At 42.6% G+C, this 20703-nt stretch carries 16 protein-coding genes; 9 read left to right on the top strand and 7 right to left on the bottom strand.

Annotation, left to right across the window (positions count from 1 at the left end):
* Positions 1-84: 84 nt before the first annotated feature.
* The 3 genes from DP114_RS20230 to DP114_RS20220 all read left to right on the top strand — a co-directional run bounded on the left by DP114_RS20230 (position 85) and on the right by DP114_RS20220 (position 4266).
* A complete protein-coding gene (locus tag DP114_RS20230; protein WP_171976963.1) occupies positions 85-3651 on the top strand; it encodes a WD40 domain-containing protein in 3567 nt (1188 codons plus the stop codon).
* A gap of 210 nt (positions 3652-3861) precedes the next feature.
* A complete protein-coding gene (locus tag DP114_RS20225) occupies positions 3862-4005 on the top strand; it encodes a hypothetical protein (protein ID WP_169265891.1) in 144 nt (47 codons plus the stop codon).
* A 108-nt stretch (positions 4006-4113) separates the two neighbouring features.
* Entirely contained in the window at positions 4114-4266 is a 153-nt protein-coding gene (locus DP114_RS20220; RefSeq protein ID WP_169265918.1) for a ribbon-helix-helix domain-containing protein, read from the top strand.
* Positions 4267-5162: 896 nt separating this feature from the next.
* On the opposite strand, the gene DP114_RS20215 is transcribed toward DP114_RS20220, so the two are convergent.
* The 3 genes from DP114_RS20215 to DP114_RS20205 form a co-directional block, all read right to left on the bottom strand.
* Positions 5163-5342 carry a CopG family transcriptional regulator gene (locus DP114_RS20215; RefSeq protein WP_169267971.1) on the bottom strand — a complete coding sequence of 60 codons (180 nt, stop codon included), beginning with the start codon at positions 5340-5342 and terminating at the stop codon, positions 5163-5165.
* Positions 5343-6190: 848 nt separating this feature from the next.
* Positions 6191-6382, bottom strand: coding sequence for a hypothetical protein (locus DP114_RS20210; RefSeq protein ID WP_169267972.1), 192 nt, complete (start codon positions 6380-6382; stop codon positions 6191-6193).
* 224 nt (positions 6383-6606) lie between these two features.
* On the bottom strand, positions 6607-6900 hold the full coding sequence (locus tag DP114_RS20205; RefSeq protein ID WP_169267973.1) for a hypothetical protein: 294 nt from the start codon (positions 6898-6900) through the stop codon (positions 6607-6609).
* A gap of 328 nt (positions 6901-7228) precedes the next feature.
* On the opposite strand from DP114_RS20205, the gene DP114_RS20200 reads away from it, so the two are divergent.
* Entirely contained in the window at positions 7229-8761 is a 1533-nt protein-coding gene (locus DP114_RS20200) for a YifB family Mg chelatase-like AAA ATPase (RefSeq protein ID WP_169267974.1), read from the top strand.
* A gap of 187 nt (positions 8762-8948) precedes the next feature.
* On the opposite strand, the gene DP114_RS20195 is transcribed toward DP114_RS20200, so the two are convergent.
* The 3 genes from DP114_RS20195 to DP114_RS20185 all read right to left on the bottom strand — a co-directional run bounded on the left by DP114_RS20195 (position 8949) and on the right by DP114_RS20185 (position 12161).
* Positions 8949-10529: a TAXI family TRAP transporter solute-binding subunit gene (locus DP114_RS20195; RefSeq protein ID WP_171976962.1), complete on the bottom strand. Its 1581-nt coding sequence runs from the start codon at positions 10527-10529 to the stop codon at positions 8949-8951.
* A gap of 202 nt (positions 10530-10731) precedes the next feature.
* Entirely contained in the window at positions 10732-11514 is a 783-nt protein-coding gene (locus tag DP114_RS20190; protein ID WP_171976961.1) for an SDR family oxidoreductase, read from the bottom strand.
* Between the two features lie 296 nt (positions 11515-11810).
* On the bottom strand, positions 11811-12161 hold the full coding sequence (locus DP114_RS20185; protein ID WP_169267977.1) for a hypothetical protein: 351 nt from the start codon (positions 12159-12161) through the stop codon (positions 11811-11813).
* 755 nt (positions 12162-12916) lie between these two features.
* Here DP114_RS20185 and DP114_RS20180 point away from each other — a divergent pair.
* Positions 12917-13342: a hypothetical protein gene (locus tag DP114_RS20180; RefSeq protein ID WP_169267978.1), complete on the top strand. Its 426-nt coding sequence runs from the start codon at positions 12917-12919 to the stop codon at positions 13340-13342.
* A gap of 273 nt (positions 13343-13615) precedes the next feature.
* Positions 13616-14776, top strand: a complete 1161-nt coding sequence (locus DP114_RS20175; RefSeq protein WP_171976960.1) for an NB-ARC domain-containing protein — start codon at positions 13616-13618, stop codon at positions 14774-14776.
* Between the two features lie 290 nt (positions 14777-15066).
* Here the strand turns inward: DP114_RS20175 and DP114_RS20170 are convergent, their stop codons facing one another.
* Entirely contained in the window at positions 15067-16938 is a 1872-nt protein-coding gene (locus DP114_RS20170) for a protein phosphatase 2C domain-containing protein (RefSeq protein WP_171976959.1), read from the bottom strand.
* 493 nt (positions 16939-17431) lie between these two features.
* On the opposite strand from DP114_RS20170, the gene mltA reads away from it, so the two are divergent.
* The 3 genes from mltA to DP114_RS20155 all read left to right on the top strand — a co-directional run bounded on the left by mltA (position 17432) and on the right by DP114_RS20155 (position 20641).
* On the top strand, positions 17432-18688 hold the full coding sequence (mltA, locus tag DP114_RS20165; protein ID WP_169267981.1) for a murein transglycosylase A: 1257 nt from the start codon (positions 17432-17434) through the stop codon (positions 18686-18688).
* Between the two features lie 303 nt (positions 18689-18991).
* Entirely contained in the window at positions 18992-19426 is a 435-nt protein-coding gene (locus DP114_RS20160) for an NfeD family protein (RefSeq protein WP_171976958.1), read from the top strand.
* A gap of 201 nt (positions 19427-19627) precedes the next feature.
* A complete protein-coding gene (locus tag DP114_RS20155) occupies positions 19628-20641 on the top strand; it encodes an SPFH domain-containing protein (RefSeq protein ID WP_169267983.1) in 1014 nt (337 codons plus the stop codon).
* Positions 20642-20703 lie beyond the last annotated feature (62 nt).

Genomic DNA, 20703 nt, shown 5'->3' with positions numbered 1-20703 from the left:
ATGCTGTCAAATTGGGTAAAGTCTTTATTCGATCACAAACCCAACTCAGTCAAAGTTAAGTTATCATAACTGTATTTTTAATACATGACTTTACAAAATTGGAGACGCAAGCGCGGCGTTGCACTCACTAACAAGGGTTTGCAAAAATTTCAAGAGGCAAAGCGTAAGTCAGAAACAAAAGAAAATTTTGGCAACAGCTACACTCTTGAAGAAATGAGCACACTTTCTGGGTTATATTCCAGTACAATCTCAAAAGTCCTCAATCGGGAAGCAGGGGTTGATAAAAAAAGTATTGAAAAGCTTTTTTCAGTTTTTAACGTAAAAATAGATAAAATTGACTATTTAAACTCAAAAAATCATCTAGATTGGGGCGATGCTACCTTTACATCAGTTTTTTATGGACGTACAGAAGAGCTTACCACGCTACAGGAATGGATTGTTGATGAGCGCTGCCGATTGGTATCACTATTAGGAATGGGTGGTATTGGCAAAACTGCTCTGTCTGTCAAGCTTGCTCAACAGATTCAGCAAGACTTTGAGTATGTTATTTGGCGATCGCTACGAGAAGCCCCACCTATTAATACTATTGTTGCTGACCTGATTCAAGTTCTATCTGATCAGCAGGAAACAGAAAATAACTTACCAGAAAAATTAAATGAAAAAATATCACGATTATTCCATTATTTACAAAATAATCGCTGTTTGGTGATACTTGATAATATAGAGTCAATTCTCCGCAGTGGAAGTCGAGCTGGACAATATCGAGAAGGATATGAAGGGTATGGTGAGCTTTTCAGACAGCTAGGAGAAGCAAGTCACCAAAGCTGCTTAGTGCTGACGAGTCGGGAAATACCTAAAGAAGTGGCATTACTCAAAGGACAAACATTACCTGTTCGCTGCTTACAATTAAGTGGTTTAAAGGTGGACGAAGGGCAGGAAATTTTTAAAGTTAAGGGGCTATCAGCAGCGGAGGAAGAGTGGAAAGCAATAATTAAACTTTATACGGGCAATCCATTGGCTTTAAATATAGTTGCTACGACAATTGTTGATGTCTTTAATGGTAATGTAACTGAATTTTTGCAACAGAATACAGGGGTTTTTGGTGATATTCGTGATATTTTAGACCAGCAGTTTGAGCGCTTGTCAGATTTAGAAAAAGAAATAATGTATTGGCTAGTGATTAATCGTGAGCCAGTTTCGCTATCACAATTGCGAGAAGACATTGTATTACCAATACCACCACAAAAATTACTGGAGGGTTTAGAATCTCTGGTTAGGCGATCGCTCATCGAGAAGGCTACGCTGCGGGAAGAGCTTCGCTCTACGCCTACACTAGTTGAAAAAAGTGCAGCAACTTTCACCTTACAACCTATCGTTATGGAGTATGTCACTCAGGTATTGATAGAGTTGGTTTGTGAAGAGATTGTAACAGAAAATATTAAGCTTTTTAGCTACAATGCTCTCATGAAGGCGACCGCGAAAGACTACATCAGGGAAGCTCAAATTCGCCTCATCCTCCAACCAGTAATAGATGGGCTGCTGACTGTTTTAAAGAGTAAAAAAAGCATTGAAAACCAGTTAACCAAAATTCTAGTAAGGCTGCGAGAGGAATCGCCGCAAGAAACAGGGTACACAGCTGGAAATATTCTCAATTTGCTTTCTCAACTCAAGATAGATATAAACGGTTATGATTTTTCTGATCTAACTGTTTGGCAAGCAGATTTGCGGAATATGAAATTACATAATGTGAATTTCCAAAACGCTAACCTAGCCAAATCTGTTTTTGCTGAAACCTTTGCTGGTGTTATGTCAGTAGCCTTTAGCCCTAATGGCCAATTTTTGGCGATGGGTGATACAAGTGGTGAGATTCACTTATACCAAGTTTCGGATTGGAAAAAACTTCTGACGTTTAAGGGGCATACGAACTGGGTTGTGTCCCTTATCTTTAGTCCTGATAGCAACATTCTTGCAAGCAGTAGTACTGACAACACAGTTTGTTTGTGGGATGTGAGTACTGGTGAATGCCTTCAAACCTTCGATGGACATAATAATGAGGTTTGGTCAGTTGCCTTTAGTCCGACTGGTGATAGGATAGTAAGTGCCAGTAATGACCAGACAGTAAAGTTATGGAGTGTTTACACTGGTGAATGTCTCAAAACTATACAGGGACATACAAGTTGGATTTCCTGTGTTGCCTTTAGTCCAGATGAACAAATTTTGGCAAGTGGCAGTAATGACAACACAGTTAGGTTGTGGGATATCAACACTGGTGAATGTCTCAAGATTTTCCAAGGACATTGTCTTGCAATACGGTCAATTACCTTCAGTGCTGATGGTGAAATGCTAGCGAGTAGCAGTGAAGATCATACAGTGAAGTTATGGAGTGTTAGCACTGGTGAATACCTCGAAACGTTCCACGGACATTCCAATGAAGTGTATTCAGTCGCTTTTAGTCCACAGGGCGATTTCTTGGCTAGTGGCAGTTTTGACCAGACGGTGAGGCTATGGAGTGTAAGCACTGGTGAATGTCTCAAAACTTTGCAAGGGCATTCGAGTTGGATTTTTTCGGTTGCCTTTAGTCCACAGGGCGATCTCCTGGCTAGTGGTAGTTACGATCAGACAGCTAGGTTATGGAGTGTTGATACTGGTGAATGCCTCAAAACGTTCCAGGGATATGCTAATCAGGTACTCTCAGTCGCCTTCAGCCCAGATGGGCAGACTTTAGCTAGTGGTAATCATGACTCTTTGGTAAGATTGTGGGATGTTAAGACCGGTCAATGCCTGAAAATATTCCAGGGACATCAGGCTGTTATTCAATCCATCGCCTTCAGTCCCAATGGGCAGACTTTAGCAAGTGGCAGCCATGATTTTTCGGTGAGATTATGGGATATTAAGACAGGTAAATGTCTGAAAACGTTGCAAGGACACGGTGCCTTAGTGCGGTCAGTTGCCTTTAGTCTTGACGGTCAAACACTAGCAAGTGCCAGTGATGATCAAACGGTGAGGTTATGGGATCTCAATAGAGGTCAAACCTTGAGAATTTTCCAGGGACATGACGCTGCGGTTTGGTCACTTACCTTTTGTTCTCAAGGAACGATGCTAGCTAGTTCTGCTTTGAGTGAGATAATCAAATTGTGGGATGTCAAAACTTGTGAGTGCAAAAGATCGCTGGAAGGTCACACAACTTGGGTTTGGTCAATTGCTTGCAGTCCAAATGGTGAATTGTTGGCAAGCACTAGTCCAGATGGAACGTTAAGGTTATGGAGTCTCAGCACTGGTGAATGCTTGAGAATTGTCCAGGTAGATACAGGTTGGTTACAAGCAGTTGCTTTTAGTCCAAACAACCAGATGCTAGCTACTTCCAGTCACGACTACACACTTAAGCTTTGGGATGTCACCACAGGGGAATGCCTGAAAATTTTGCAAGGGCATATAGGCAGGATTTGGTCAGTCGCCTTTAGCCGGGATCATCAAACCTTGGCTAGTAGTGGTGAAGATGAGACAATTAGACTGTGGAATGCAACGACAAGTGAGTGCTTAAAAATTCTCAAAGCAGAGAAACCATATGAGCGGATGAACATTATAGGGGTTACAGGTTTAACTACAGCAGCTATTGCGACGCTGAGAGTTTTGGGGGCAGTGGCTGGCTAAAAACAGCCGTTACCGTTTCCTGAGTTTGCACTGTTCACCTAGAAAACTAGTTCGTTTGTGTCAATCAGGTCAGTGGCTAGCTGATAAAAATATGATCACATTTGTGTGGCGCGTTGTAGTTACACGGTGAAAGAAAAAACATTGCGGTTCAGGATGTCTGAGCGTCGATACAATAGGCTAAAGCTATATGCCGAAAAGAAAGAAAAAACTATGACTCAATTAGTTGAAGAGTGGGTTGACAGGTTACCAAGCTTGGAGGAGTCTCCCGCCTTATATCCCCGCGCTAAGTGGAGTACCACTATAGCGGGGGACGAGGGCGGGGAAGTTAAAAAAGATATTTTCTGGCTCAAGTAAAGCTTGTTGCCTAAATACTTCATATTATTGTCATAATCGTATTTTATATAATAATGCAGATTTTTGTTGTGTGTTCCAAAGTTTGTGTAATACAACTAGATTTTTACCATGAATAAAAAATGGGCAGTCAAGCGAATCACCGTAAACTTGGCATTAAACGAGGCTTCCAAGCTAGAAAAATATTGTGAGCAGACAGGGAGAGCAGCGACAGATGTAATTCGGGAACTGATTCGAGCTTTGCCTGTGACGACGTCTGAGTAGGATGAGCACTTGGTTTCTTTTTGATACTAATAGGCAATTTTTTCTGCATTGTGTTTTGGAGCTACAGGTGTTACACCCTTTCACAAAAATCCTGATACATTTGACTCCACGGCAGTTGCTCCACTTGGGGAAACCCCAAGACCGCACTGCCTCCCCTACTTCCCCTACTTCCCCTACTCCCCCTACTCCCCCTACTTCAGGGCAGTTTGCACCGTCCTTGGAAACCTCCCTTCGGGTTCACCGTAAGGCGCTCCGCCACGCCTTAGGGTGAGTAAGCGCGCTCTTGGTAGGGTCTCCAACGCCAGAACAAGCGTGAGGGAGACCCTCATCAAGTACTGGCTCCTGTGCAGGCGACGGGCGTTCCCGGAGGGCTATCGGGTATCTCCTGCACAGACGCTACTTTGTAAATCCCAAAGGGACACGCTTACGCGTATCTCCTGCACAGACGCTCTTGCAACGCTCGATTCGTCCGCTTGCGCTTACGCAGTCGCCATAAGAGCGCAGATCCCTTCTGGCGTGAGCTCTGCGCACACCCGAAGGGGTTTCCCGGTGCAAAACTTTTCAAGACGAATTTTGAATCAGCGAATTTTGAATTGGTATAAGCGCCCCCTGCTTTCTTAGGAGTCCGGTTGATTGGTTGTTATTAGGAGGTTCTGTGCAAAAACCTTAAAACCCTTTCCCTGGTGGGTCCTGCGCCCTGCACCGAGTGCAGCCTGAATGATAAGTCTTTAACCGGACACGATATGACGGGTTGCTTGCATAAAAAATCTTGTTCTCCCCCAGCTTGTGTGCTTACCTTAACCTGGCAATTTTGGGTTGGTCGAGAACTAGATCGTATATCTGAGCTACAACCGTTCTAAACGCTAACGTTTTAGAGTTGCCGTGAAAAGTTAGATTCAGGATAAATTTTGAATAAGCTCCATAATCACATCTGTAGCTGCTTTCCCTGTCTGGTTGCAATACTTTTCTAGCACTAAAGCTTCAGTTGGTGTCAAGTCTACAGTTATTTTTTTTACTGCTGGTTTTTGGCTGAGGGTTGGAAAACCGGGAAATGTGTAGGCGGCTGGCTCGTTCATTTTTTCTATATATTTATTAAGATGACTTAATAAATATTGGCAACCACAAACCATTTTTACCAGCGAAAATCTAGGTTTTTAGATTGAATTTAACTCATATGGCGGTTCTCGTTTGTAATGAAGTACAGATTTTTCTGTGTAGCCAACAAAGTTGGCTACCTGAGTTATTTACGTATTTTTTTACTCGAAATAAAACGCTTATCTACTCTGGTACTGAATTGTAGTTTTCCTGTATTTGTATGAAACCACCCCGCTCTCATAGGAAGGGATACAAGTAAAGGAACAAGACAAATAGCACTCCATATTTTTCTTTAAAAAAAAAGGACACAAAATGGCTAAATCCTCTCAATACGTGTATAAAAGTTCTACTAAAAGCTGACTGACTACATATAAAAACTTCTTTGAAAAACTTGAAGTTATACATTTAAAGTCAAAGAAGGACAAGCAATTAGTTCCAGATATAGAGAATACACGTATAAAATAATACATTGCTAATTTTCATGCTGTGCAAAAAAACTTTACAGTTTTATTTAACTTTATTCTTAACTTCCTGATTTTCACTTGCTTAAAATTTGAAAAAATGCATTGTAAAGCTACTCCCTTCCCGCCCAAAAAATACCTAATTTAATATTCGCCCAAGCCCAATGCCGCAGGCATAGGCTGATGGTGAGTCCCTTAGGGTTAATAAGGGACTCTGGATTATTTTTGCCGTACTGCACTAGCGTCTTGTGTAAGAGCAACGCTACTTTGAACAACGACGCTCCCGCGCGACTTGTGAACGGATTTAGGTTGTATCCCATCCTCCAGGGAGGGATACAAGATTGGTGGATATTTTTTCGCTTCGTGCCTTACCAAAAAGGTACTGGGGTGCCGCTAGGCAATCCTTGCGCGAATTCACTGATGACGATAGTTTCTAAATCATCAATTTTGATATCATTCAATACATCAAAATAGGTATTTGTGAAGTAGCTAATAAGATCGTGGCTTGAGGACTTTTGCTCAAGAGTAATTGTTGCCGCAGTCATAGTTGCAGTAGTCATTGCTATATACTCCTTGAATCGTTAGAAATCGTCTAAAGCTCTCGATTGATTTTCAAAACAGACTAATAATGAGAGTTCACTTGTTGCTTGTCATATCATGTCCGGCTAATTAGTTGTGATTACAAAATCTGTGCAAAAACCGGGAAATCCTCTTTCTCCCTGCTAAGAGCCGTCTTAATGATAAGTCTTTCACCGGACATGATATCAGTGGCTAAAGGGCGCGATTACACGTTCGCAACGATTGAAACAAACACCTCTTTCCCTTGTTGCCTGTGTTTATTCAGAGGTAACTCTAGCGGTTTCAATATATCCTGGAGTTCCTCGTCTGAGATGTAGTCCTCCTTTGGATCGGGCGCTTGTACAGTTTGGGTAAAGTAATCAACCAAAACCTTGACAGCAGATGGAACAAGCACTTGCACCACTAACTGTGCATCATATCCCATCGACTCAATATCCAGCAGAGCAAGTTGGTCATGACCAGCCTCATCCTGGACTTTCTGTGCAGCCCACTCTACCAAATTATTGCGACCACATGCAGCAAAGCCTTTTCCATATGTTTGAGCATCTTAACCAACGCCTGTGCTACCAAAAGATATACAGATGGCTTGCTATAAGATGCCTTTTTGAGTAAATTCAATTCTTCATGCCGTATCCGCTTTTGGATGCTTCAATTTTGCATCCATAGCAATCAAAGTTATTTTTTTCTACAAAAATAATATTATCACAATAGCTTCATTTGTAAAGGATTTTGCTGAAAATTACCTCTGTGGTTTCACTCATGCCGATTTAGCTGTTGATCTGCTAGAGATTCTATAGGTTTAGTATTCTTGATCAAATATTCAGCACATGCTTGCCAGAGTTTGGAGTGGATCAATTGTCGGCATTGACGCTGTTAAAGTGGGCGTTGAGGTGGACGTTTCAGGAGGTTTGCCGGGAATTGTCGTTTTAGGACTCCCAGACACAGCAGTGCAAGAGTCTCGCGAAAGAGTCAAAGCAACTCTCAAGAATGCTGGTTTTGCCTTTCCTATACGAAAGATTGTCATAAATTTGACACCTGCCGATTTACGCAAGGAAGGTCCATGTTTTGATTTGCCTATCAGTGTGGGAATTTTGGCGGCTTCTGAACAAGTTAGCGCTTATTTGTTAGGAGACCATCTTTTTCTAGGTGAGGTGTCTCTGGATGGCAGTTTACGTTCCGTTGCGGGTGTCTTACCTATTGCTGCGACTGCCCAAAAAATGGGAATTGTTGGTTTAGTTGTCCCTGCGGATAATGCACAAGAAGCTGCTGTGGTGGAAGGACTCGCAGTTTATGGCTTCAAAAATCTATCTGAGGTCACTGATTTTTTGAATAATCCAGGGCGTTACAAACCCGTACAGTTGGATCATACTGTAGAGACGATACAGGCAAATCTGATCCAAACAGCAGATTTGAACGATGTCAAAGGACAGGCTCATGCTCGTCGTGCTTTAGAAATTGCGGCGGTTGGCGGACATAATTTAATTTTTGTGGGACCGCCTGGTAGTGGCAAAACCATGCTGGCACGACGTTTACCTGGTATTTTGCCAGGATTGTCTTTTTCAGAAGCGCTGGAAGTGACTCGTATCCACTCGGTCGCTGGTTTATTGAAAAATAGAGGATCATTGGTGCGCGATCGCCCTTTTCGCAGTCCCCACCACTCCGCTTCTGGTCCTTCCCTCGTCGGTGGCGGTAGCTTTCCTCGCCCTGGTGAAATTTCCCTATCACACAGAGGTATACTTTTCCTAGATGAGTTAACAGAATTTAAAAGAGATGTCTTAGAATTTCTGCGTCAACCTTTGGAAGATGGCTACGTGACGATTTCGAGAACGAAACAATCTGTCATGTTTCCAGCTCAGTTTACTTTGATTGCGAGTACTAATCCTTGTCCTTGCGGCTACTACGGAGATACAATTCAGCAATGCACCTGTTCGCCAAGGCAAAGAGAACAATACTGGGCAAAACTTTCTGGACCTTTGATGGATAGAATTGATTTGCAAGTTGCAGTCAATCGCCTCAAACCAGAAGAGATTACTCAACAACCGACAGGGGAATCATCAGCAACAGTGAGGGAACGAGTGCAACAAGCACGCGACTACGCATCCCATAGATTTAAAAATGAACAAAATCTTTCTTGCAATGCTCAAATGCAGAGCCGTCACCTTCAGACATGGTGCAAACTAGATGATAGTAGTCGCAACATATTAGAAGGGGCAATTAGAAAATTAGGTTTGTCAGCAAGGGCGAGCGATCGCATTCTTAAGGTGGCACGAACGATTGCAGATTTGTCTGTTAATGACGAGTTAAAGGCACACCACATAGCTGAAGCTATTCAGTATCGCACAATCGATAGAATGCAGTAATACAATTTTGGATTTTGGATTTTGGATTTTGGATTTTAGATTTTGGATTGTAAAAAACTTACTGGTAATTGCTTTTAGCATTCTATCTGTCGCATTCTTTTTTCAAATTGGTATAGCAAGTTGAATTTGACAACATTATCATTTATCCGTTTTTACTGTCGCTAATACTTTTCAGTGTTTACTATGTTTAGTCATGTTTAACATAACTTGTGCCATTTTTATACTGTTTTGGAACCAAGGTTATTAACGAAATAAGAGTTAGCTGCATCAGTTCCACGTATGCTTCAATGTCAAGCTGATCTGAGAGCAGCATATCTCGATACTGCTGCTTAATACGACTCAGCTTTTTTAATGCCTCCTCTGGATTTGTCTGCAACGTTGCTTGCCATTCATCTAGCAATAGCAGAGTTTCCATAACAAACTTTTTGCGCTGTAGTTCCAGAAGTCTACGACATTGGTCTGTAAAAGTTTGTGTTTTTTGCCGCAGTTGCTCGTAGATTTCCGTTGTCACTGTGCCCTCAACGAACATCAACCGATGCTCTTGGCTGAGATCTTCAATACCATCTAAAGCTTGCTGAGGATGATCTGGCAATAGTAATTTGAGTTCATTGATTCGGGTAGCAGTTGTGGTGATCATTTTTTGCGATCGCCGTCTACGCCATTGTCGCAACAGTATTCCTAAGATGCTCGTCGAAGCCAAAATAAAAACTCCAGCCTGCAAGTCACTATTATGTTGCCAATAATGCATCAGTGCCATACGAGGATCGCCGCGTTGAAAGACCTCCTCTGCTGCTGGATGTATATCAAATATTCCTTGTCTCAGTAAAATTTCTGGCTCTTCGTTTTGGAGTGCAGGGTAGAATTGGGAATAGTTACGGGCAGTAGAGAGAATAGACCAGGTAACCAATGCAACCGTCCGCCGATCCATCTCGGGGCGAGTCACCAAAACGGTAGCAGTTGAGAGAGTTGGTAATTTCTGGTCTGGAATGGCTGGACGCGATGTATAAGTTCCGACAGGTAGCTCTGCGCCTTGATAAGAACCAGGATCAAAAACTGTCAAGCTGTTGATTAATGCAGGTTCAAGAGGAAGTAGCTTTAACTCAGAATTGTTTACAAATTGTTGCCGTAGATTTTTACTAGCACCTAGACTTCCTACATAGACAACTGCATCCACCTGCCGAGATTTCAGTTTCTTGAATGCTTGATCAAAATCAGAGTTATCTTGTTTAACACTTAGCTTATCTGCTTCAAGTAATCGCTTAGCAGTAAAGCTGATCCCGCTACCGGGATTACCAACAGCAACTCGCTTTCCTTGAAGATCACTGAACATTTTTAATCCAGAATCTTTACGGATAATAATGTGGACATATTCGTTTGCCAAAATTGCAACCGCTTTAACCCGTCCCTCACGCATTGCTTTATTGGCAACATCTAATTGTGCGATCGCAAAATCGGCTTGCTGATCAAGCAAGCGTTTTAAGTTTTGCTGAGAGCCTTGCGATTGAAGATTATTAACAGAGATTTTCACTGTCGCGTAGGTAGAGTTATGAATTTGTTGGCCTAAGCTGTAGTAATAACTACCAACATCACCACTGGAGATAATAATGCGACTTGGCTGTGAACTGCAACTACTGAATAAAATTCCCCCTGCTAAACCGCTCAGCAAAAGTAAAACAGCTTTTTGACGATAGATAAATCGAATACCCTTTGATACAAATTTATCTAGTAGATTTGCGCGATTTTTACTGCTAGTTAGTTTCGGAATCATTTCACTTACTAGCCTCTATGGCTTTGTTTTGTTAAAAGAGAATTTTACGAGGAAACATTACTCACTCGAAACAATTCTCCTCAGTCTTCACTGACCCCGGTTGAGATTACGCCAAAGGCTAATAAGTTGCAACAAAACTTTACTAAATTTCACTCACACATTACATAGAGCAATCTGCTACTTTGAGGAAAACAGTTTATTCTTACGCTTTCAATAAAGATTCTGCTCCATCAATCCAAACTTCAGTACCAGTGATATGGCTCGAAGCATCTGACGCTAAAAACAGAACCAGTTGTGCCACCTGCTGTGACGTTCCTGGTTTACCATCAGTTAAGGGAATCTTTCCTTCAGGAAATTCAACAGGTTCTCGAAGACCTTCTAAATCTCGTTTTTTAGTGTTATCGTCAACACTTGTATCAATAGCACCAGGACAAATGACATTAACACGAATACGGTTTTTAGCTAGCTCCAAAGCTAGCATTTTTGCCAAGGCTACTTGTGCTGCTTTTGTACAACAATAGGCAGTAGCGCCACTATTGCTAAACATACGCGTACCGTTCACAGATGAGGTGACAATCACAGAGCCGCCCTGCTTTTTCAAGTAAGGTACTGCGTATTTTATTGTGAAAAATGTTCCTGTTAAATTAACATTGATTGTTTTATCCCACTCTTCGGGTGCCAGTTCGTCAATAGGTGCCCACACACCATTAATACCAGCGTTAGCAAAGACGATATCCAAGCGTCCCCACTTATCTACAACTTGTTGGGTGGCTTGTTGCATTTCTTGTGGATCAGAAACATCAGCAACTAGCGCGATTGCTTCACCATTAGACTGGTGAATTTCAGCGACGGTTTTTTCTAGTTCGTCCTTTGTACGACCTAAAGCAGCAACTTTTGCACCTTCTTGAGCAAATAACTTTGCTGTTGCTTTAGCCATACCTGAACCTGCTCCTGTGATCAGTGCTACTTTGTTAGCTAGTTGCATAAACAGAGTTTTTATTTTTTAACTAATAGCTGTTTTACATAAATTTACATTTTGATTCATACCGCTAGTGGCATAAAAGTTCTATCTGTCTAATTGGATAAATAATCAGTCATAGAAAATCAGCTAAGGGGGAACCACAAAAGAAAATACCAGCCGTCAGACAAGCGATCCCTCGACACCAACGTCTTACCGCCAAACACGGCTGGTATTTTCTTTCCACGTAAAAGCCTAAGTAGGTGTTGGTTGACTATCAAATAAAAGTAGTTTCCACCACCTTGAAAAGGCTAGTCTCAATGTCAAGGAAGGTCAAGTGCAAGTACCAAAACACCAGATTTACTCACAGCCGAAGAACCAGTATTATACTTCCAACTTGCTGGAATGACTAGGACGATATCACCTTGACCTGCCCCAGAAGCAGTGGTTGTGGCTGTAGGATTGTTTCCAGTTCCTACTGCTTGAGCATAACCCAAACCAAGTGCGTAACTGCCACCCCCAGGCAGGGGGTTGGCGGTCGTGTAACCAATACTTTTGGTGGAGGTTGTGGTACCAGTCGCTACTGCCGTAGTACCCACTGCGGCTCCAGCACCTCCTAGAATGTCAGTAAATTCAGAAATCGGTTCCAAATGGCTTAAATCAGAAATAATCATACTAGAAACTACCTGGGTTGATTTACGTTTCTGATAAGAATGTATCTCTTTTTACGTCAAGTTAACAACTTCGTTAATATTTTTTTATGTTGAAAACCTTAAAGATTCTGTGAAATATGAAATTATTAGGACTTACGCACTGTACAAAAGGTAAATCGTATGTGTAGCGTAATTTGCTCGCTCCAGACATTTGAGAATTACCGCCCTTGATCATATCTAGTTAAAACTGGGCAACCGTACCAGAAGACTTGTTTTTTAGCGTCCACGTTTGTGCAATTTCGGCGCTTTATTGCAAATATACAGCAAAAAACCGACTGTCCAAAGCGCCGAAATTGCGACGGTTGCCCAGTTTTACCCAAGTTTCCCCAAAGCCAGATGGGTGGCGAACGCGCTTAAGATCATCGAAAAACCAGGTTTGAATGCCCCAAAGCTATACCCTCATATTTGGTATTTTCTGCTCAAAAGTAAGTCCTAGTCATCCTGACTACTCCTTTCGGTGCTGTGAAGATTACCGTTTAGGTAGGAGGGGAGCGCTTGGGTGCACCGGGTGAGAAATTACATCGGTAATCTTACACCGGGAAGGGAGTAGTTTATGCGGTCAAATATAAAAATCGATATCACTGATCCGGTGTTAGGACAAAAGTAGATGTGTTACAAGACAAGAGACTGTATCGCTTAACCGCAGCGTGAGTAACCAAGCTCCATGTCGGGTGCGATTCCCGACAGTTACATCAACCAATTAATGAGGCATAATTATGCTGAGAAGGGATGAAATAGCAGAGATATCATCGGTAGTCTTAGGCGTGTTCGGTTCAATTTCAATTGCCGTCGGGGTTGTTGCTAGTGCAGCTGGAATAGTAGGTATTGCTGCAAACAGAGTAGCCAAACTTTGGCCAGATCAGCAACCAGCGTTACAAAACATTTTATTCGGTGGCACAGGTGCAATTGGCGGCGGAATGATGATGGTGGGGACATCAATGGCGATCGCTGATAATTTCCGATCAAGAACTCAGCAACAGCCCATTACCTTCAGCGATGTTCCTCCGGCAAAATTAACGGTTCCGATTGGGTGCAGTGGTTGCAAGTATTTCAGTGGCGAGAAACTATTGCCCTGCGCGGTGCATCCTGAATTGAAAGAGAATTGCACAGATCACGAACCTGTTACGAATTCGCATAAGTAGATAAAAGTGGCTCGCTGTTGGAAATATTTTCAACAGCAGATGGAGCACAATCCCAACCAAATCAACCAACTTCACAACACACTCCGAAAAAAGTAACTAGAGGCGATCACAAACGTCTACAAGTTCTAGGTTGTTGATGAAATTGAGCCAGTGTTAGGAACAACAGTAGACTAACGCTGAACAGTGCTCTACCGAAATGCTTCCAATCACTCTCAGGTAACCTAAGTAAAATCTCGAATGTCTTTACTATAAAAAGACACTTATCCCCGCAACATGAACAGCAACTCCACAGTCAAGAAAATATTGGTTTTAGCAGCTAATCCCAAACAGACGGGACGCCTGCGCTTGGATGAGGAAGTGCGCGATATCAAGGAAGGGTTGCGGCTGGCGCAAAAGCGTGACCAATTTCTGATTGAGCAAGAGTGGGCAGTGCGTCCCCGTGATATTCGCCGTGCTATTTTGAATTATCGACCCAATATTATCCATTTTTCTGGTCATGGCTCGGGGGCTAATGGTTTATATTTTGAGGATGAAACTGGTAATCCGCAATTGGTGACAGGAGAAGCGCTGGCAGGATTATTTGAGCAGTTTGCTAAGCAAATTGAGTGTGTGCTTTTGAATGCTTGCTATGCTCAGATGCAAGCGGATGTGATTGTCCAACACATTGATTATGTGATTGGCATGAATGATTCGATTGATGACAAAGCGGCGATTGAATTTGCTGTTGGTTTTTACGATGCGTTAGCTGCTCACAATCCAGAATATGATCAAGCGACGCCTGTAGAATTTGCTTTTGCGATCGCCCGTAACGCCATTGCACTGGCTGGAGTATCAGGTGAGTCTATTCCCGTACTAAAAAAAAAGACTAACTTAGCGACTTTAGACAATCTCATCAACGTACCTGACTTACCTCTGCACTTTTTACCGCGTCCGGAACATCTGGAAACGCTCAAACAAGAAGTGCTGGGAAATACTAACAAGCCTGTGGTTATCACAGGTATGAGTCGGCGTGTTGGTGTGCAAGGTATGGGTGGAATTGGCAAAACTGTCCTAGCAACCGCACTGGCGCGGGATGAAGAAGTCAGACAAGCGTTTTCTGATGGGGTGTTGTGGGTAACACTCGGGCAAACACCGCAGCTTTTAAGTTTACAAACCGAGTTAGCCAAGGTGCTGGGTGATTCCCAAGCGGTATTTACTGAAATTGGTTTGGGAAAAACGCGGTTGCGAGAATTGCTGGCAGAGAAAGCTTGCTTGTTGATTCTTGATGATATCTGGCAGCGTGAACATGCAGAAGCGTTTGATGTGTTGGGTGAGCGCTGTCAAATGCTGATTACTACCCGCGATGCTGCAATTATTACAGATTTGGGAGCCAAAGGACATGAGTTGAAAATCTTAAGCAAGGATCTTAAATGCAGAAGATGTGGATACCAATGATGATCGTAGTTTGATAGAAGCTGCGTTGTTCATAATGGGTATTGCTTCCCCGCCCAATCACAAGGATGATCAAAGTCCGTTAAAACGGACTGATGATTCACCATTATTTATTTCTATTATTATCCAGTCGTCTTTAGACGACTTCGCCTATGAGCCTGCGAATGAATTCGCAGGCGGACGTGGAATAAAATCTTACAATCTCCCCTGACACTCGCTGACGAGTCTTTAATACTCAAAGCATGAGTCTTTAACACTCAAAGCACGAGTCCTTAACACTCGCCCACGAGTCTTTACCTCTGCGGTGGACACAATCGCTGCACTTTCAGAGGAAGTCGCTGACATGTCTGCTGAAATGTTCGCGGATTGAGTCGCCACCAAGCAAATAATCCTAAACTTGTACCACCCACAAGCAAAACCAATAACCCCGCAAGCAACAACCACCACTTTTTCTTCTTTTGAGGTTTCGCAGGACTTTGGGTTTCGTCTGTTAGCGGTGGTTGTGAAACAAGCAACTCCAGAAGCGCTTGAGAACTTGGTGTCAACTCAGATTGTTGTTCTTGTTCTTGTTCTTGTTGTTCTGGTACTATGACTTCTACAGGTCGCAGGCCGCTAAGCAATGAAGCTATAGGATCTGGGGAAACACGACAATGGGTCAGAACCAGTGAGATATTATCCTCAGCATTTTTCTCATTTGCCAATGAAATCCATTGACGGACAGCATCTTCCAAGGAAAGTTCACCTTGCAGAACAGGTACAGCGTAGTTCCGCCAAGAATTTTCTACCAAGTCATTGTCGCTCAAACCATCAGAACACAACAGTAATATACCGTCTTCTTCTAAAATAAATTGCTGAATCACAGGACGCAGGAATTCACCATCTTTTGTGCCTAATCCTTGACTCAAGGAAGTTGCCTCGGGGCGTTGCAGTGCTTTTCGATACAGAGTACGAGCAGAACGGACTTCCCGCCCAGCGACATCATCATCTACTGTTAAACGCTGACAGTAGTCGCGTGTTATCCAGTAAGCACGGCTATCACCCACATGAGCTAAATAAAGTTCATGTGTATTTTGTGACTCATTACCAGAGAGACTTTTGATAATTTGCGGTAATTGCACTGCCATCACAAGGGTTGTACCCATGCGTTCGGTGCCTTCGCGTTTTTGCTGATTATTGCAGTTGCAAATGACATTATTGACAATTCGCAAACTTGCCTCTATTTGTTTTTGAATTAAGTCCGGCGGTAAGATGTCTGCTTGTTCTTTCATCTCTGTGAGTAAGGCGCGAAGTTGCAATTTTAGAGATTGCACTGCTAGCAGACTTGCAACCTCGCCGCCTTGATGTCCACCAATACCATCACAAACAATAGATACCAGTGGTAATAATAAATCATTTGGATCAGCAGCTTCACTAGGGTAGCAAGCGTCTTCATTTTGCGTTTGTTGTGAACCAGAATCTGTTGATCCTGCTACCTTTAGGGTTAATGGCAAATCTGCTGCACATGATAGGAGTAAAATATTGAGTTGAGTGGCAATAGAGTCTAAATTTGCTTCTTCACTACGCATCTGCTGGACTATGTTGTTCAACTCTTGTGCTACTGGTGTTTTTGCAGCAGCGATCCAAGGTTGCCAACATTTTCCCAACTGCTGTAAAGACACCTCATTGGGCGTTTCTACAAGTTCCAACAGTCGCACGCACCAACCTTGCACGCGCAAATTATCTGGAATCAGCAAACTGCCAGCGACTCCCAACTCTGATAGTGGTGTCCACAGTTGGAGAATTTGGAAAAGCCAGTAAACTTGTCGTACTGCTTTTGCTTGCTCCCATGCGTCTGTTATTGCTGGGTAGAGATTTCCGGTTTCATCTATTGGCACATTTTCCAACAAGAGAATATTATCATAAGCCAACCCATATACCTGAGGAATATGTAATCTGTGTTGATATAATCGCAGATAAGACACAATTTCTTTAGAAAATTCTTCAGGGATGTCTGGCAATAGTTCTGGTTGAGTATCTAGCCAAATGTTCGAGCTAGTGACGTCATAGCGATGTCCAACTTTCCCTCCAGGTTGGATTTTGGCGGCTAATGAACCAGTTGCCCAAAGGTAACGGTGAACTAGGGGAGTTTGAGAACTTGTAGAAACACTATCTTCTATAGAATTCATGGCTTAAGTACAGCTTTGATTTATGCAATAAATTATCCGCTGAGTTGAAATCATGCAAGTCGGAATTTTTCGAGAAATCGATGAGTTAATTTGGGAACATCCCAAATGTGTAAGTTATATAGGAATCCGGTTTGACTTGGTGAATTACAAAGTAGAGAGAGGGAACAGGGAACAGGGAACAGGGAACAGGGAACAGGGAACAGGGAAGAAGAATGTACAAATTCACAAATGAAATAGCACTGCTATATGAACCCAAGTTGCTAGTTATCAAAAAACGCCTGAGTTTAAGTACCAGTTCTCAATTAATAGTATTTTGCAATACTTCAAAAGGGAGTTTTCGTATGACTTATATACCGTTTCTAGGGACTAATTAGCAACTTACGTTATTATTCCTTGTCCACAGTCACGGTAACAAAGTGAAGCGCACCCTACTTTGAACACAACGCTTACACTGCGTATGCTTACTACATGGTTTAGCTAATTTACGTAAATTATGAGAAAAATTTTTGCTTTGCTTTGTTTTAGTCTAGGAATAGCTCTGGTTAACCTTAGCTGTTCAGTTGCTCAAGCTCCTAACTTACCATCTGTACCTGTTCCAAACAACCCCAAGCAACTACCACCACAACAGCCACCATCTGTTGAGGAATTGCCAATACCACTGAAAGTCACAGACAGAAAAACGTGTCAAGTGACATACCAATGCTTGGGTTGGGATGAACAACTTTGGGGTGGCAAGGGTAAAAAAGGCGATAAACAAGCGCTTTTGGCATCAATTGATAACAGCTTACGTTATTTGCAAACCAACAAAGCAAATACAGTGTATCAAAATTATCCCATTACAGAAATTACACTTGATCGCGTCCGTCGTAGCTTAATACGTTTTCGTCAACTGGTTGTAAATTCTAAGTCACCATCACAATTACAAGCTGCTCTCAATAAGGAATTTGTCTTTTACAAGTCGGTCGGTAATGACGGTAAGGGAACTGTTAAATTTACTGCTTACTACGAGCCTGTTTATACTGCCAGTCGCACGCCCACAGCAGTTTATAAATATCCCCTTTATGGACGCCCACTGGATTTCGATGCCTGGGCTAAACCGCACCCCAAACGGATTGATTTGGAAGGACAAGATGGCTTGCTAAAAGATCGAAGCCCGTTGCGCGGTTCGGAGTTATTTTGGTTTCGCGATCGCTTTGAGGCGTATATGATACATATTCAGGGGTCTGCCCAACTCAAGCTTACCGATGGTACAAAAACCTCTGTTGGTTTTGCAGGTGGAACAGATTATCCTTGGACTAGTATCGGGCGGGCACTCATTAAAGATGGCAAACTGTCCCGAGAAAAAGTAACAATGCCAGCGATAGTTAAGTATTTCCGCGAAAATCCTCAGGATTTAAATCAATACCTGCCACGCTGGGAACGCTTTATCTTTTTTAGGGAAACCAACGGTACGCCTGCTACTGGAAGTATAGGTGTGCCAGTCACCCCAGAGAGATCTATTGCTACAGATAAATCTCTTATGCCTCCAGGGGCGCTAGCGCTCATTTACTCTTCATTTCCCTATCCCAAAACAGGAGGAGGGTTGGAGTATCGTAAGGTAAGCCGTTTTGTACTTGACCAAGATACAGGAAGCGCCATCAAAAGTCCAGGACGGGTTGATTATTTTATGGGGACTGGCAACTTAGCAGGCGATCGCGCTGGTGTAACAGGTGGTAATGGAGAACTTTACTACTTACTACTCAAAGAATGAACGTCGGACTTAGGACTTACGCACCATCTACCAGAAACCCGGTTTCTTCGTTCGTATTTGGTTGCGAAACAGACGATTTTTGCTCTTAACCGGGTTTCTTTGCGTAAGTCCTGGAAACTGTCAAACACTCGAAGGCTACGATAGACTGGAATTATGTTCTTTTGATTAAACATTTTTGTTGCTAATAGTCATAAAAATTTACTTTAAAAAATTAATCTTTGCTTTCTGGAAAGAGTCAATGCATGAGTGTATCTAATCAAAAAAATGCATTGATGGTGTGAATCTATTCTCTAGGATGGCACTATGCCAAGTACTACTTTAATTTGGCTTTTAGCTGGTTCAGTTCTTTGTTTGTTAGAACTGTTTATGCCAACAGCTTTTGCTGCTTTTCTGACCGGAATTAGCGCTCTTATTGTGGCGTTTCTATCTCAAACGATTTTGAGCAAGTTATGGCTACAAATTGTGGTTTGGCTATTCCTTTCCACAGTACTAGTCGTACTTTCCCGTCGGTTTATGACTGTGCCAAAACGTAAAACGAAAATTCAGCATGCAATTATAGGCGAAACTTTAACTGAGATTCCAGCCGGAAAACCAGGACGAGTGCTATACGAGGGAAATTCTTGGCGGGCACGTTGTGACGACGAGACACTCAGCATATCACCCAATCAAAGAGTTTACGTCACAGGACGCGAAGGGACGACTTTGATTGTGATGCCAGAAAATCTGTTGGACTCGTGAGGGAACAGTGAACAGTGAACAGTGAACAGTAAACAGTAAACAGTGAACAGGGAACAGTAAACAGTGAACAATTGATAACTGATAACTGATGACTGCTAACTGGTAACTGATAACTGGTAAGTGGTAACTGATAACTGATGACTGATAACTGGTAACTGATGACTGATGACTGATAACTGTTAAAAATTTGGATAATTCATTATGGAACAGTTTTTTTTACTTGTTTTTCTCGCTTTTGGCGGTTCTGCCATAGCTGGTTCTGCCAAAGTTGTGAATCAGGGAAATGAAGCCTTGGTGGAACGCTTAGGAAGCTATAACAAAAAGTTAGAACCAGGACTTAGCTTTCTCGTTCCCTTTTTTGATCGGGTTGTCTTCCGCGAAACTATCCGAGAAAAAGTTTTAGATATCCCGCCGCAACAATGTATTACCCGTGATAACGTGTCAATTACCGCTGATGCAGTGGTTTACTGGCGTATTATGGATATGGAGAAAGCCTACTACAAAGTAGAAAATCTCCAGGCGGCGATGGTTAATTTGGTGCTGACTCAAATTCGTGCCGAAATGGGCAAATTGGAATTGGATGAAACTTTTACCGCCCGTTCTCAAATTAATGAAATGTTATTGCATGACTTAGATATTGCAACTGATCCTTGGGGCGTGAAAGTGACGCGGGTGGAACTGCGCGATATTATCCCGTCACAAGCTGTTACCGAGTCGATGGAATTGCAAATGTCGGCGGAACGTCGTAAACGAGCAGCCATTTTAACTTCCGAAGGCGATCGCGAATCAGCCGTCAATAGCGCCAGAGGTAAAGCTGACGCCCAAGTTCTGGACGCAGAAGCCCGTCAAAAAGCGGTCATTTTGCAAGCAGAAGCAGAACAAAAAGCAATCGTTCTCAAAGCACAAGCCGAACGCCAGCAGCAAGTTCTTAAAGCGCACGCGATCGCCGAATCTGCAGATATCATTGCCCAAAAAATGAAAAATGATCCTGTTGCTTACCAAGCTTTAGAAGTTCTGCTTGCCTTGGGTTACATGGATATGGGTGCGACAATTGGCAAAAGCGATAGTAGCAAGGTTATGTTTATGGATCCACGCACGATACCTGCTACTTTGGAAGGTATACGCTCGATTGTCTCTGATGGTCAAACAACTGACTCAAATCTTCCGTATACAGGGGAAGTGTCTCCAGGAAATAATCATCATCGCTCTAGCTAGAGTGATCTGAGTGAGAACAAGAGGACAAGAGAAATCATCACTCTTGACTCTTGACTCTTGAC

Source organism: Brasilonema sennae CENA114 (assembly GCF_006968745.1).
In the GTDB taxonomy this organism is placed as follows: domain Bacteria; phylum Cyanobacteriota; class Cyanobacteriia; order Cyanobacteriales; family Nostocaceae; genus Brasilonema; species Brasilonema sennae.
The sequence above is the reverse complement of the archived record's forward strand: the minus strand, read 5'-3'. Positions and strand labels throughout refer to the sequence as shown.

Coding starts and splice junctions, on each gene's coding strand:
- DP114_RS20195 (WP_171976962.1), bottom strand. CDS start 10,529: ATGATTCCGAAACTAACTAGCAGTAAAAATCGCGCAAATCTACTAGAT.
- DP114_RS20170 (WP_171976959.1), bottom strand. CDS start 16,938: ATGAATTCTATAGAAGATAGTGTTTCTACAAGTTCTCAAACTCCCCTA.
- DP114_RS20155 (WP_169267983.1), top strand. CDS start 19,628: ATGGAACAGTTTTTTTTACTTGTTTTTCTCGCTTTTGGCGGTTCTGCC.
- DP114_RS20230 (WP_171976963.1), top strand. CDS start 85: ATGACTTTACAAAATTGGAGACGCAAGCGCGGCGTTGCACTCACTAAC.
- DP114_RS20220 (WP_169265918.1), top strand. CDS start 4,114: ATGAATAAAAAATGGGCAGTCAAGCGAATCACCGTAAACTTGGCATTA.
- DP114_RS20200 (WP_169267974.1), top strand. CDS start 7,229: ATGCTTGCCAGAGTTTGGAGTGGATCAATTGTCGGCATTGACGCTGTT.
- DP114_RS20180 (WP_169267978.1), top strand. CDS start 12,917: ATGCTGAGAAGGGATGAAATAGCAGAGATATCATCGGTAGTCTTAGGC.
- mltA (WP_169267981.1), top strand. CDS start 17,432: ATGAGAAAAATTTTTGCTTTGCTTTGTTTTAGTCTAGGAATAGCTCTG.
- DP114_RS20225 (WP_169265891.1), top strand. CDS start 3,862: ATGACTCAATTAGTTGAAGAGTGGGTTGACAGGTTACCAAGCTTGGAG.
- DP114_RS20215 (WP_169267971.1), bottom strand. CDS start 5,342: ATGAACGAGCCAGCCGCCTACACATTTCCCGGTTTTCCAACCCTCAGC.
- DP114_RS20160 (WP_171976958.1), top strand. CDS start 18,992: ATGCCAAGTACTACTTTAATTTGGCTTTTAGCTGGTTCAGTTCTTTGT.
- DP114_RS20185 (WP_169267977.1), bottom strand. CDS start 12,161: ATGATTATTTCTGATTTAAGCCATTTGGAACCGATTTCTGAATTTACT.
- DP114_RS20210 (WP_169267972.1), bottom strand. CDS start 6,382: ATGACTACTGCAACTATGACTGCGGCAACAATTACTCTTGAGCAAAAG.
- DP114_RS20190 (WP_171976961.1), bottom strand. CDS start 11,514: ATGCAACTAGCTAACAAAGTAGCACTGATCACAGGAGCAGGTTCAGGT.
- DP114_RS20175 (WP_171976960.1), top strand. CDS start 13,616: ATGAACAGCAACTCCACAGTCAAGAAAATATTGGTTTTAGCAGCTAAT.